11 protein-coding genes, 1 tRNA gene and 1 other RNA gene are annotated in these 12,828 nt (G+C 65.7%); 5 read left to right on the top strand and 8 right to left on the bottom strand.

Annotation, left to right across the window (positions count from 1 at the left end):
- Positions 1–49: 49 nt before the first annotated feature.
- Positions 50–1,387 (top strand): MurT ligase domain-containing protein, encoded by a 1,338-nt coding sequence (locus MHX66_RS09455; protein WP_239202525.1) that lies wholly within the window; start codon positions 50–52, stop codon positions 1,385–1,387.
- Positions 1,388–2,236, top strand: coding sequence for a type 1 glutamine amidotransferase (locus tag MHX66_RS09450; RefSeq protein WP_239202524.1), 849 nt, complete (start codon positions 1,388–1,390; stop codon positions 2,234–2,236).
- Here the strand turns inward: MHX66_RS09450 and MHX66_RS09445 are convergent.
- From MHX66_RS09445 to MHX66_RS09420, 6 genes are all read right to left on the bottom strand, one after another.
- Positions 2,233–2,664, bottom strand: coding sequence for a hypothetical protein (locus MHX66_RS09445; RefSeq protein ID WP_239202523.1), 432 nt, complete (start codon positions 2,662–2,664; stop codon positions 2,233–2,235). The two genes, MHX66_RS09450 and MHX66_RS09445, sit on opposite strands and share 4 nt — an antisense overlap.
- A gap of 84 nt (positions 2,665–2,748) precedes the next feature.
- Positions 2,749–3,513, bottom strand: a complete 765-nt coding sequence (gene recR, locus MHX66_RS09440) for a recombination mediator RecR (protein ID WP_239202522.1) — start codon at positions 3,511–3,513, stop codon at positions 2,749–2,751.
- A gap of 29 nt (positions 3,514–3,542) precedes the next feature.
- Positions 3,543–3,857, bottom strand: coding sequence for a YbaB/EbfC family nucleoid-associated protein (locus MHX66_RS09435; RefSeq protein ID WP_005292353.1), 315 nt, complete (start codon positions 3,855–3,857; stop codon positions 3,543–3,545).
- 117 nt (positions 3,858–3,974) lie between these two features.
- Complete coding sequence (locus MHX66_RS09430; RefSeq protein WP_239202521.1) at positions 3,975–6,914, bottom strand: DNA polymerase III subunit gamma and tau; 2,940 nt, start codon at positions 6,912–6,914, stop codon at positions 3,975–3,977.
- A 43-nt stretch (positions 6,915–6,957) separates the two neighbouring features.
- A complete protein-coding gene (locus MHX66_RS09425) occupies positions 6,958–7,536 on the bottom strand; it encodes a suppressor of fused domain protein (protein ID WP_239202519.1) in 579 nt (192 codons plus the stop codon).
- 152 nt (positions 7,537–7,688) lie between these two features.
- A complete protein-coding gene (locus tag MHX66_RS09420) occupies positions 7,689–8,972 on the bottom strand; it encodes an aminotransferase class I/II-fold pyridoxal phosphate-dependent enzyme (RefSeq protein WP_239202517.1) in 1,284 nt (427 codons plus the stop codon).
- A 262-nt stretch (positions 8,973–9,234) separates the two neighbouring features.
- Here MHX66_RS09420 and MHX66_RS09415 point away from each other — a divergent pair, with 262 nt between their 5' ends.
- A complete protein-coding gene (locus MHX66_RS09415) occupies positions 9,235–10,278 on the top strand; it encodes a magnesium and cobalt transport protein CorA (RefSeq protein ID WP_239202515.1) in 1,044 nt (347 codons plus the stop codon).
- An 11-nt stretch (positions 10,279–10,289) separates the two neighbouring features.
- Here the strand turns inward: MHX66_RS09415 and ffs are convergent.
- An RNA gene (ffs, locus tag MHX66_RS09410) (signal recognition particle sRNA small type) lies at positions 10,290–10,384 on the bottom strand.
- Positions 10,385–10,554: 170 nt separating this feature from the next.
- Here ffs and MHX66_RS09405 point away from each other — a divergent pair.
- A tRNA-Ser gene (locus MHX66_RS09405) sits at positions 10,555–10,643 on the top strand.
- 153 nt (positions 10,644–10,796) lie between these two features.
- Positions 10,797–11,654 (top strand): crotonase/enoyl-CoA hydratase family protein, encoded by an 858-nt coding sequence (locus MHX66_RS09400; RefSeq protein ID WP_239202512.1) that lies wholly within the window; start codon positions 10,797–10,799, stop codon positions 11,652–11,654.
- Positions 11,655–11,716: 62 nt separating this feature from the next.
- Here MHX66_RS09400 and MHX66_RS09395 read toward each other — a convergent pair.
- The coding region (locus MHX66_RS09395) for a glutamyl-Q tRNA(Asp) synthetase (RefSeq protein ID WP_239202511.1) at positions 11,717–12,828 on the bottom strand (1,112 nt) is incomplete at its 5' end.

Raw genomic sequence — 12,828 nt, 5'->3', positions numbered from 1 at the left:
GCGCCAGCCTCCAATTTCCAGCAGACGCCGGCGGGTACACTTAGTCCCCATGGATAACTCTGATCGAACCGGCGCACGCCGCTCCGCACTGCAGCGGTTCCGCAGCTCCGTTGCGATTCGCATGGCGCAGCTGGCGACGTGGGCGTCAAGAAAGGCAGGGCGAGGGGCCGGCGGCATGATCGGCGGCCTGGTCGGCGGGGCAATCGACCCACAGCTGCTGGCAAGCCTCGGCGTCGGCAAGGGCGGCCAGAAGCGCCCAACGGTGCTGGTCACGGGCACAAACGGCAAGTCCACAACCACCCGCATGCTGGCCGGCGCCGTCCGCACAGCCGCGACCGTCTGCACTAACGAGGGCGGCGACAACATGGACGCGGGCGTGATCAGCGCGCTGCTTGCCGGCCGCGACGCTGACACAGTCGTGCTGGAAGTCGATGAGCTGCACGTCCCCAAAATCGCCGAGAAACTCGACGCGGACGTGCTGGTACTGCTGAACCTCTCGCGCGACCAGCTGGACCGCGTGGGCGAGATCAACAAGATCGAGCGCACCCTCCGCGCGTGCATAGAGGCTCGCCCCGACATGCAGGTCATCGCGAACTGCGACGATGTTTCCGTAACCTCCGCCGCTTGGGATTCCCCGAATGTCCAGTGGGTCAGCGCCGGCTTCGGCTGGGCCGGCGATTCCACCAGCTGCCCGCGCACCGAAGGCGCGATCATCCACCGCACTGGCGAAGACGGCGTGGTGGACTGGTACGCGGCGAAGAAGCTCCCGGACGGCCGCGAATTCCGCAGGCCACAGCCCGATTGGCGCATCACGGAGGAGGGCCTGATCGACCGCGAGGGCAAGCTCCACCCGATGAACCTCACGCTCCCGGGCAACGCGAACCGCGGAAACGCTACTCAGGCCGTGGCCGCCGCCGTGGCTCTGAGCGAGCTGCTCCCCCGCCGCATCTCCACCGAACAGGCCATCGCCGCCGCGGAGAAGGTGGATAACGTCGCAGGCCGCTACTCGGTGGTGCACTTCGGCGACCACGAGGTGCGCCTGATGCTGGCGAAGAACCCCGCCGGCTGGCAGGAGGCTCTCTCAATGGTGGACCGCACCGCCGATAGCCTCGTGATCAGCGTGAATGGCCAGGTCGCCGACGGCCAGGACCTGTCGTGGCTGTGGGACGTGCGCTTTGAAAACTTCGAGGGCGTGCACGTGGTGGCCGCGGGCGAACGCGGCACGGATCTGGCGGTCCGCCTGGGCTACGCCTCCGTCGAACACAATCTGATTAAGGACACGGTCGAGGCGATCCGTTCCTGCCCGCCGGGCCGCGTGGAGGTCCTGGCGAACTACACGGCGTTCCGCGATCTGAAGCGGGTGCTGGACAAGGAAGGGGAAGCGTAAATGAGCACTGAGCTGAACATCGGCCTGATCCTGCCAGACGTGCTGGGCACATATGGCGACGATGGCAACGCCCTGGTGCTGCGCCAGCGCGCCCGCATGCGCGGCATGTCAGCGGAGATCCACCCCATCCACCTGGGCGAACCCGTTCCGGAAACTCTGGACGTGTACACCGTCGGGGGCGGCGAGGACACCGCGCAAGTTCTGGCAGCGGAGCACCTCGCCAGTGACGGTGGTATTTCCCGCGCGGTCGCCGCCGGCCGCCCGGTTTTGGCTATTTGCGCAGGTCTACAGGTGTTTGGCCGGTCCTTCACCAGCCATGGTCGCACGATCGAGGGATTGGGTCTTATTGACGCCACTACGTCCCAACTCGCCGAGCGCATGATCGGCGAGATCGCTTCCACCCCGGCAGCCTCCGCTGTGACCGGCGGGGCGGCGGCAGCTCAGGCTGGCGCTGGTGGCAGGGCAAACGCAGCGAGCACCGGCGGGGCAGGCCTGACCGAACCGCTGACGGGGTTCGCTAACCACATGGGTGCGACGATCCTGGGCGCGGATGCGGAGCCATTGGGCCGCTTGACCCACGGCACGGGCAACACCGATGCCCACGGCGCGGAGGCCGCGGGGCTGTCCGGCGAGGATGCTCACCGGCAGACGCGCGCCGAAGGCGCCGTGCAGGGCTCCGTCGTGGCGACGTACATGCACGGCCCCGTGCTGGCCAGGAATCCGCAGTTGGCGGACTGGCTGCTAGCCCGCGCGATGGGGGTTGCGCTCAACGAGCTGCCCGAGTTCCAGGGTGAGCTGGCGGAGCAGTTGGAGCGCGAGGTGGCGTCGCTAAGAAAGGAACGCCTCTAAGCGCCGAGCTTGGCCACGCTAAGGATCATCGGCAGCTGAAGGGGGACCCGCGCGAAGGCGATGGCGCGCGCAGGCTGCGGTTTGGCACGCCAGTCCCAGGCCATCTTGATGTTGCCGGGGAGCACGCCGACTAGGAAGAGTGCGGCGGCGGGGGCGATTGTACTGCGCAGCGCGCCGCGCCATTCGGGCTTCAGGCTACATGCCGCGATGCTGGTGGCCAGGGCGATTTCCATGGCTCCGGAGCCGAGCGTCCAGGCGCGCGGGGTGCCGGGGAGTTCCTCCGGAACGATTCTGTCGAAGCCCTCCGGCTTAACAAAGTGCAGCACGCCTGCGGTGCCGAAGACGGTTCCCCATACGGCGGAGCGAATTCCGGCCGCGCGGGACAGGCGATGCGGACGGAGGGCGTTGTGCAAAGGGTTTTTACTCATGGGCGCCACTGTAGTCCTGCCGTGCGACAGCGGCGCTCTGTGCCGTCGCTACCACGGCTAGAGAGGCTCCAGCGGCTACAGAAGCTACAGCGCGGTGCGGCCGGCGAACGCGCGGGACAGGGTGAGCTCGTCGACGAATTCCAGGTCCCCGCCCATCGGGATCCCTGAGGCCAGGCGCGTGACCGTTAGCCCGGGGAAGTCTCGCAGCAGACGGCCGAGGTAGGAGGCCGTCGCCTCGCCTTCCGTGTTCGGGTCGGTGGCGATGATGACCTCGGTGATCTCGGGGGCTTCGTCATACTCGACGTCGGGCTTGACGTCGGTTTCGACGGCAGCCGTTTCGGCGTTGCCCGTTTCCGCTGCGTCCGCGCCGCTGGGTTCGCCATCGGCGGGTGTGTCGGCGTCGCCAAGAGAAGCCCCGCCACCCTTCGCGCCGAGCGCAACGTCCGGCAGCGCCCCGCCGATGCGCTGCACCAGGGGCGTGACATTCAGTTCCTTCGGCCCGATGCCGTTCAGCGGGTCGAGTGCCCCGCCGAGCACGTGGTAGCGCCCGCGGTATTCTGCGGTGCGTTCGATCACCTGAATGTCTTTGGATTCCTCGACCACGCAGATGATGCTTTTATCGCGGTTGGAGTCCGCGCAGATCCGGCACACATCTTCTTGGGAGATGTTGTGGCAGATACGGCAGAACGTCACGCCGCGCTGCAGGCGGCCGAGTGCGCTTTGGAAGCGCTCGATGTCCTCCGGCTCTTCGTTCAGCAGGTGCAGTGCGATGCGTTGCGCACTTTTCGGCCCGATGCCCGGCAGCCGGGAGAATTCGTCGATGACGTCCTGTAGGGGTCCTTCGAACAACTAGGTCTCGCTTTGGAGTCTTAGAAGGCTTAGAAGCCCAGGCCGCTCATGCCCTGGGACAGCGGACCCATCTTCTCCTCGGCGAGGGTCTGCAGCTTCTGGTTTGCGTCCTTGAACGCGCCGAGCAGCAGGTCCTTCAGGGTGTCGATGTCCTCGGGGTCGACGATCTTCGGGTCGATCTCCATGTCGGTGACCTCGCCGGAGCCTGCGACGGAGATGGTGACCAGGCCGTTGCCTGCTTCGCCCTTGACGGTGGAGGCGGCGATCTCGCGCTGTGCTTCCTGCAGCTGTGCCTGCATCTGCTGGGCCTGCTGCATCAGCTGGTTCATGTCTGGCTGGCTCATTTTGTTTACCTTTCGTCGGCTTTTTCGTGCTTGAGTTTTAGTTCTTCCACAACTGTACCGGTCGGCCCGGACAGGCGTGTTAGGCACCATCGCGTGTGCGGGTGGTTGTGTTCACGCTTAGCGAACTCTCTCCGCACCCAGACTCTTTTCGATCAGTTCACCTGCGATTTCCAGCGGCGTGCGGTGGTCGCGCTGGCCAGGTGCGCGCTCTAGGTCGGCAAGTAGTTCGTCGCGTTCGCTTTGTTCTGTTCTTTGTGACGCCCCCTCGTCCCCAGCAGAGCCCATCCCAGCGTGGGGCTGGTGGCTAGCGGCTCGGGCCGGAGGTTCTCCCGCCCGTGCGGAAGGTCCAGATGCCGCAGGCGGCACGGCGGAGCCAGGCTGTCCAGACTGATCGGAAGGCGCCGACAGGTCGGTGGGGTCGGAGGGTTCAGGCGGGAGCGGCACGTCGGCAGCTGGGGCGGCAGCTGGGTTGGCACCTAGGTCAGCAGCGGCGCTAGCGGCCGCGCTGCCGTCCCAGGTATCAACGGGTGCGTCTCCGTAGGCATCAACTGGCGGCTCGTCGGGCAGGGGGACGCCGTTGAAGCCGTTTTCCATGTTGTACTTCTTGCGGGCCTTGGCTCGTTCAGCGCGGGCGCGCCAGCCGGAGTTCGGATCCTCCTGCGCGGCGGATTCACTCGAATTGCCTGCAGTCCCGGCACCAGTTCCTGCTGCGCCCCGGCTGCCAGCAGCGGCACCCGCTGCACCCGTGTCCGCAGCTGCGCCAGCGTTGCGGTGGGAGTGCGAGGCCTTGCGCATCGCTTCCTCCATCGCGCGGGCGCGCTCCAGAGCGCTGGAGGCTGCACTGCGGGAGGCCGTTGCGTCCATCGGGGTTTCCGCTGGCACTGGGTTCGCCGGTGTGGAGGCTGGCGTTTGTCCCTCACCGGCGGAGGGCTGTGCCGCCGCCGGTTCAGATTTTCCCGGCTCATCGCCTCCCGCAGGTTTGGCTCCTTCAGAGCCCCTGACCGATCCGGCCGATCCGCTCGAACCGGTGGCACCGGCACCAATCACTTCGTCGCCGACGTAGACGACGATGCGGGCGGGGCTACCTGTGACGTCCTGGATAGCCTGTGAATACACCTCCGCATTTTTCGGCCCGCTGACTAGCCGCGCTAGTGAACCGGTGTGGTGGTCAACGTGGACCTCGCCTGGAGTGGGCTGGGCTGCGCGCGGGGAGGCGCCCCGCAGGGCGATCCAAGCGCTGAGGTCCAGGCCGTGGACGGCGTCCATGATGCGCGCCCAGGAGTCCGAATCAATCGTGGCGGCTGCTTCCGCAGAAGCTTCCGTCGAAGCCTCTACCGAAACCTCTACCGGTTCGGAGCCTGCCGGTGATGCCTCCGAGCTTGCTTTGGCAGTATCCGCTGGTGTGGGCTCTTCCGTTGCAGAGGCAGACTCCGCGGCGCTGGCCTGGCGGTGACGCTGCATGATGTCGCGGGCCCGGCGCGCCTCGGCAATGGCCGGGGACTCCTCTGCCGTCTCTTGCGCAGTCTCCGGCTCCGTCCCCCGCTCCGTACCTTGCGCAGTCCCCGGCGAGGCTTCCTGTGCGGATTCCTTCACCGGGGAATTCTCCGCAACCGCCTCGGGGGGCTCAACGGACTGAGCCGGAGGCTGCACCGCGGCTGGCTCCTGTCCTGCTGTCAGATTTTGCTCCGGCGCATTTTCTGCACGCTGTGCCGGTTCAGCTTGAGCTGGCTCAGGCTGCTCCGATGCGGGCTGTTGCGCTGCGTCCTGCGCGGCCTTCCTGCGGCGGGCAAACATCTCCGCCCGGCTACCGCGCACACCCGTGCCTACACCCGTGCCAGCGCGGGTGCCAGCACCGCTGCTGCCCACGCCGGAGCCTGTACTTCCGGCTCCCGCGCCGCCCGCACCGCCATTCCCCTTCTCCAGGGCCTCCACGCGCTGCGCCAGCGCCTCCACCGTCATGCCAGCGGCAGGCAGCGCCATGCGTGCGCACAGGATCTCCAGCAACAGTCGCGGAGCCGTGGCGCCGCGCATCTGCGCCAACCCCTCGTTCACCAGGGATGCGCAGCGCGTCAGCGTCGCCTGGCCCATCTTCTCCGCCTGCTCGCGCAGCACGTCGCGAGATTCCTCCGGCGCGTTCACCAGACCGCGCTCGAAAGCATCGGGCACAGCCTGCACCACTAGCAAGTCGCGGAAACGATCCAGCAGGTCCTCGCTGAAGCGACGCGGGTCGTACCCCGCATCAATCACCTCGTCGACCACTGCGAACAGTGCGGCGGAATCGTGCTCCGCCAGCGCATCCACAGCACGGTCGATCAGAGTGGAATCCGTCACGCCCAGCAGAGCCAGCGCGCGGTTGTACGTCACGCCCTCCGGCCCAGCACCGGCCAGCAGCTGGTCCATAATCGACAGCGAGTCACGCGGCGAACCGCCACCCGCGCGGATGACCAGCGGATACACCGCATCCTCCACAGGCACGCCCTCGCCGGACACCACCGACTCCAATAGTCCGCGCATATCCGGCGGCGCCAGCAGGCGGAATGGGTAGTTGTGGGTTCGGGAGCGAATCGTCTGCAGCAGCTTCTCCGGCTCCGTCGTGGCGAAGATGAAGATAAGGTGCTCCGGCGGCTCCTCCACGATCTTCAGCAGGGCGTTGAAGCCCGCCGTGGAGATCATGTGCGCCTCGTCAATAATGAACACCCGGTAGCGTGATTCCGCAGGCGCGTAGAAGGCACGTTCGCGCAGCTCGCGCATGTCGTCCACGCCGTTGTGCGTGGCGGCGTCCAGCTCCGTGACGTCCAAGTTCCCCGGCCCGCCGGGCGCCAGCGATACACAGGATTCGCACTTTCCGCAGGGCGTGGACGTCGGCCCTTCCACGCAGTTCAGCGAGCGGGCCAGGATGCGCGCCGACGACGTCTTGCCGCAACCGCGCGGCCCGGAGAACAGGTATGCGTGGTTGATCCGCCCGCTATCCAGCGCCACCGACAACGGCTCGGTCACGTGGGATTGTCCCACGACCTCGGCAAACGTCGCCGGACGATATTTCCTATAAAGTGCCACGAACCTACCCTACATTCCGCCTAAGACGACCCGTTGCGGTCGCCTAGCGCCATATGTTGTTGATATTGACGCCCTCACGCACCAACCGCTCCTGCACCGCGGCCACACCTGCCGTCTGCGCGAGCTCAAGCTCCTCGTCTGTCAGCATCACCAGCTGCGCGACGATGGTCAGTCGGCCCGGGTGGGTGAACTCCACCTCGGTCTCGCCTTCCTTCGAGTGGCGGCCCGCGCCGCCGGAGGTGACCTCGTGGACGTGCGGCACGCCCTCGTCCCACACATAGGGAACCACCAGCAGGCCGTTGCGGGCGGTGATCTTCCGCTCGGAATCGGCATCCATCTGCTGCACCACGTTCGGCAGCATGGTGCCAGGCTGCGGCGGCCAGTGACCAGGGTCTTGGGAGATCATCGTCGCGGCGTGGGCCAGCAGGTCGGCGGCGGTATCGTCGTGTCCGCTGACGACGGTCAGCAGTTCCACGCGCAGGTCGGAGCAGTCTTCGGTCTCCAGGCCGGATTCCATGCGTCCGGCGTCGATGGTCATGGCAACCGTCTCGGCCAGCACGGGCTCGTCGTCGCCCTCCTGGGGTGTGCCGTTCTGGGACGAGGGGGCGTCACCAAGAAACACCTCGGCGACAGCGAACTCGGGGAAGGAATCGGCGACCTTGCGGCGTGCGACGGTCGGCTCGCCGGGGAGTAGCCCCTGGATCCAAACCAGTGTTTCGTCGGTGTTGATGGTGGCCTCCTGCTTGCTGTTTGAAGGTGCTGGTTAGCGCCGGGTTAACGCTGGCCCGCGTCGTGCTCGACCATCTCGATCGCGGCGTAGAGAACGCAGGTGGCAAAGCCGTCCATGGCGACCTCCAGCTGCTCGATCGTCGGCATGGAAGGAGCCAGGCGCAGGTTGCGGTCGTTCGGATCCTGCTTCAGCGGGTAGGTCGAACCCGCAGCGGTCAGAGCCACGCCGGCCTTCTTCGCCAGCTCCACCACGCGGCCAGCGGTTCCGTCCAACAGGTTCACGGAGATGAAGTAGCCGCCCTCCGGGACGGTCCACTCGGCAACGTTGAGGTCGCCCAGGCGGCGCTGCAGGATCTCCACCACGCGGGTGAACTTCGGCCCCAGGGAGCCCGCGTGCTTACGCATGAGGTCGCGCACGCCCTCGGCATCCTTCAGGTACTGCAGGTGAGCCAGCTGGTTGACCTTGTTCGGGCCGATGCCACGCACGTTGGCGATCTTCTTGTACCACTCCAGGTTCTCCGTGGAGGAGGCGAAGAAGGCCAGGCCAGCGCCCGCGAAAGTGATCTTGGAGGTAGAGGACATGGCCCAGAAACGGTTCGGGTTGCCCGCCTTCTCGGCGACGTCCAGGATGTTGATGATCTCCGGGAACTCGTCGGTCAGGGTGTGGACGGCGTAGGCGTTATCCCACACGATGCGGAAGTCCGGCGCACCGGTTTCCATAGCAGCCAGAGCCTCGGCGGTCTGCTGCGAGAAGGTAACGCCCGTGGGGTTGGCGAACATCGGCACGGCCCACATGCCCTTCACGGCCGGGTCCTTCGCCAGCTCGCGCACCTGGTCCATGTCCGGGCCTTCATCCGTCATGTCGACGGTCAGCATCTCGAAGCCGAACAGCTCGGTGATGAAGTGGTGGCGGTCGTAGCCCGGCACGGGGCAGATCCACTTCAGCTTCTCCTCCGCCGACCAGGGGCGCTCGGAATCGTTGGTGCCGAAAGTGTAGGCCCAGCTGATCAGGTCGAACATGATGTTCAGGCTGGAAGCGTCCCCGGCGATGACGTTATCCACCGGCAAGCCCAGGACGTCCGCCCACAGCTGGCGGATCTCCGTCAGGCCGACCCCACCGCCGTAGTTGCGCACATCCACTCCGGAGGGCGAGGTGAAGTTCTCGCCCGGAAGGCTCAGCAAATCCACCGAGAAATCCAGCTGCTCTGCCGAAGGCTTACCGCGCGTGAGATCCAGGTTGAGCCCCTTGGAGTGCAGCTCTTCGTAGGCCTGGCGGACGTCCTCCTTCATGCTGAGGAGGAGCTCTGCGTTTACGTTTTCGATCTTCATGTAGATTCTCTCCCGCTTGTGGCGTGCTGGGGTTTACCCTCGGTGTGGCTTACCTTTGCCAGTCTAACGGACGCGCCGGACACCGCCCCGCCAGAGCGTGCCCCGGCGCCGCCCGGCGCCACAGCCCCGGCGAAACTCAGCGCCTGCGGGGCTACCTTGCGGGCGATAGGATATCGACGGGCTAAGGTGCATAGAGTTTGCAAAAAGTTACCGTGCGTCAGTTCTCGCCGGATGTAGTTGAAATAGTTGGAAAGGATCCACTATGGCTAAAACCGAACCCAACCGAGTCCGGGTCCCCGTCGAACGCGCCATCCGCGAGTGCCGCCTTTACGTCGAGGGCAAGCAAACCCCCGGCCAGGCGAACTATGCCACCGCGCTGAAAGAGATCGAGGAGCTAGCCACCCCCAGCAGGGGCAGCTTTGTGCTGGTCACCCTAGAGGAACCCTCGGAAGAGCAGATGCTGAAGGTGGCGCAGCGCTACGACGTCGACGAACTCATCGTCGAGGATGCCGTGACCGCCCACCAGCGCGCCAAGCTGGAGCGCTACGAAAACCAGCTGTTCACGGTCGTCCGCTCCGTGCAGTACGCGGGCAACAAGGACCTCATCGACCGGCGTGACCTCATCCAAACCGGTGAGGTGCAGATGGTCATCAGCCAGAAGTTCATCATCGTGATCGCTCACGATACAGAACTGCCCGACCCGGAAGTCCGCTTGCACCAGGCGCCCGAGCTGCGCAACGCAGGTCCGATGGCCATCGCGTGGGCCATCACGGACTACCTGGTCGACGAGTACACCCGCATCTCCGAGGCGCTGGAAGACCGCGTCGACAACTTGGAGGAGGAGGTCTTCACCCTCCGCGCCGAGACGAACATCGAGAATATCTACACCCTGAAGCGCGAGATCCTGGAGATGCGCCACGCCATCGGCCCGCTGATCCCGGCGCTGCGCGCTTTGATCGAAAACCACAAGGATCTGACAACCAAGCACGTCAGGGCGTTTTTCCGCGACGTCTTGGACCACGCCATGCTGGCCAAGGACAAGATCGACTCTTTCGACGAGCGCCTGAGTTCCCTTATTCAGGCAAGCTCGGCGATCATTTCTCTGCGTCAGAACCAAGACATGCGCACGATCTCGTCCATCATCGGTATGGCCGCGCCGCCGACGATGATCGCGGGTGTGTACGGCATGAACTTCGACAACATGCCGGAGCTGCACTGGGAATACGGCTACTACTACAGCCTGCTGCTGAACCTTGCGGTGATTCTGCTGATGTGGTGGTGGTTTAAGCGCAAGAACTGGCTGTAGCGCGGGCATAAAAAAGGGGACCCCGCGCACCCGTCAGAGCTCGTTGACCCTTGCTGCATTCCTGCCCTGGGGGAGTTCACAAGATACACGCCGCGCGGAATCCGTTGCCCATACTAGCCCACGCGCGCTCGTTGTTCCAAAGGCTCGTTCTTTCTTATTTATCGACGCCCACTTTCCAACCCCTAGCACCGGATTTGGAATCTAAAGGCAGCGTTGTGTACCCTTTCATGAGTACGTCGAAGCCACGGCTTTTCCGTGTGTTTTGCCGTTCGACATGGAGGATTCGACTAGCGGCCTATGTCACACGCCTGGAACGCGTGCGGGAGTCACATCCCTCGTGGGTTCAAATCCCACATCCTCCGCCAAATCTCACATAGTGAACAACCGGCGCTCGGTGATCTGGTAACGATCCCGGCGCCGGTTTTGCTTTCCCCTGCCTATCCCCGGCGAACCCGGAGACTCTGCTGGGTTTCCCAAATCTCACCCTGCATCGTCCGACGTGTTTTAGGTTGAAGAGCATGACTGATAGCAGCACTCCCACCGCGCCCCGCACCTCGAGTGCCCCCGGCACCGACCAGCTCGTCACCACGGAATACTCCGAGTCCATCCCCGGCCTCGTCAACGTCCGCCTGAACCGCCCCCGCAAGCTGAATTCGCTGACGATCGACCTGCTCCAGCAGCTGATCTCCACGGCGCACACTCTCCGCCGCGACCGCTCCGTCCGCGTGGTCATCCTCTCCGGCGCGGAGGGCAACTTCTCCGCCGGCCTCGACTTCGCAGATACGCTGAAAAGCCCGCCGCGCATGCTTTCGCATTTCATCCCGCGTCCCCTGCGAGGCACGAACACATTCCAAGAGGCGCCGTGGACGTGGCGTCGCCTCCCTTTCCCGGTGATTGCCGCGGTGGAAGGCTATTGCTTTGGCGGTGGCGTGCAGATCGCTTGTGGCGCGGACTTTAGGTTTACGAGCAATGACGCCCACTGGTCAGTGTTGGAAGCGAAATGGGGTCTGGTGCCGGACATGTCGGGGATCATGTCCCTGAAGCAGTTGCTGCCGATTGACCAGGTGAAGCGACTGGCCATGACAGGGGAGATCTTCTCCGGGGAGCGTGCCGCAGAGCTAGGCCTGGCTCGGGCCGTGGAGGATCCACTGGTTGCGGCGGAGGAGCTGGCGCGGCAGATCATTGAGCGCTCGCCGGATTCGGTGGCGTTGGCGAAGAAGCTGGTGGACGAGACGTGGGAGTCCGGCGAGCGGCGGACTTTCGCCCGCGAGCGCCTGCGCCAGGCGCGCCTGCTGGTGAGCAAGAACGCCGAGATCGCGCGGAAGGCCGCGCAGAAGAAGATCCCGCCGAAGTTCCGCCCGCGCGCGGTGCGCTAGTCTGCGAGCGTTCCCGCCTACTTCACGCTTCAGCTTTCCGCGCCGCCTGCTTGCCGCGCGAGCTAGTCCGCGGGCGTTCCCGTGGGGCGCCAGATGACGGGCTCGCGGGGCAGTAGTTCGGGCCGGAAGGTTGGCAGCAGCGCGGCGGGCGTGATGCCCCCGGCTGCTCCCGCTGCTTCAGCCGCCGAGATGTCCACTGCTTCGCCGAGCGATTCCGCGATCCACCGCAGCATCCCCTCCGCACCGCCGGGGAAGTCCCGCAGCGTGACGGCCCCGTCCCGCTTCGCCAAGCGCTTCCCGTCGGGCCCCAGCACCAGAGGAACGTGGACGTACTCCACCGGCGGCAACCCCAGCAGGTGAGCCAGATACGCCTGCCTCGGAGCGGAACTCAGCAGGTCATCCCCGCGCACAACCTGCCCCACCCCGGCCAGCGCATCGTCGACGACGACGGCCAGGTTGTAGGCATAGTCCCGGTTCACCGGCTCGCCGTGCGCGCCCGCGCCTCCGCCCGCGTTGGCCTCTCCGCCCATCGCGTCTGCGCCCGCATGTCCGCCAGCCGACGCTCCAGCATCTCCGCCACCCGCCGACGCCTTCGGTACGTTCCCGCCGCGCCGCAGCACCATGTCGTCCACCACCCCGCGGTACACCCCGCCGGCGCTTCCATCGCTCGCGCTTCCGCCGTCCGCTCCCACGGCGAACCGCTCGCGCACTTCCCACTCGTCCACGCCCGCGCGCAACCGCAACGCCGGCACTCGCCCCCTTTCAGCCAACTCCGCGCGCTTGGCCGCCCGCTCTGATTCTCCCAGGTCGCGGCATGTTCCCGGGTACGCGCCCGGCGCGGCATGTGGCGCGCGGACCGCCTCGGCGATATCCTTCCGCGAGCAGTAGCACTCGTACACGAGCCCCTTTTCTCGCAGAGCCTGTAGCGCTTTTTCATACTCTGACCAGCACTCTTGTTGACGCCACAGCCTCCCCTCGTACCCAATCCCCATAGTGGAAAGATCCAGTAGTTGCTGTTCTGCACTTTCTTCCGACGAGCGCTGAGAATCAATATCGTCGATTCGCATCCGAAACTCGCGCCCCTCGTGCTTGGCGAACAACCACGCCAGCACGGCGGTCCGAAAATTCCCCAGGTGCAAATCCCCGGAGGGACTGGGCGCGTACCGGCCCGCCC

The organism is Corynebacterium sp. ACRPH, from assembly GCF_022347285.1.
Lineage (GTDB): Bacteria > Actinomycetota > Actinomycetes > Mycobacteriales > Mycobacteriaceae > Corynebacterium.
The sequence above is the reverse complement of the archived record's forward strand: the minus strand, read 5'-3'. Positions and strand labels throughout refer to the sequence as shown.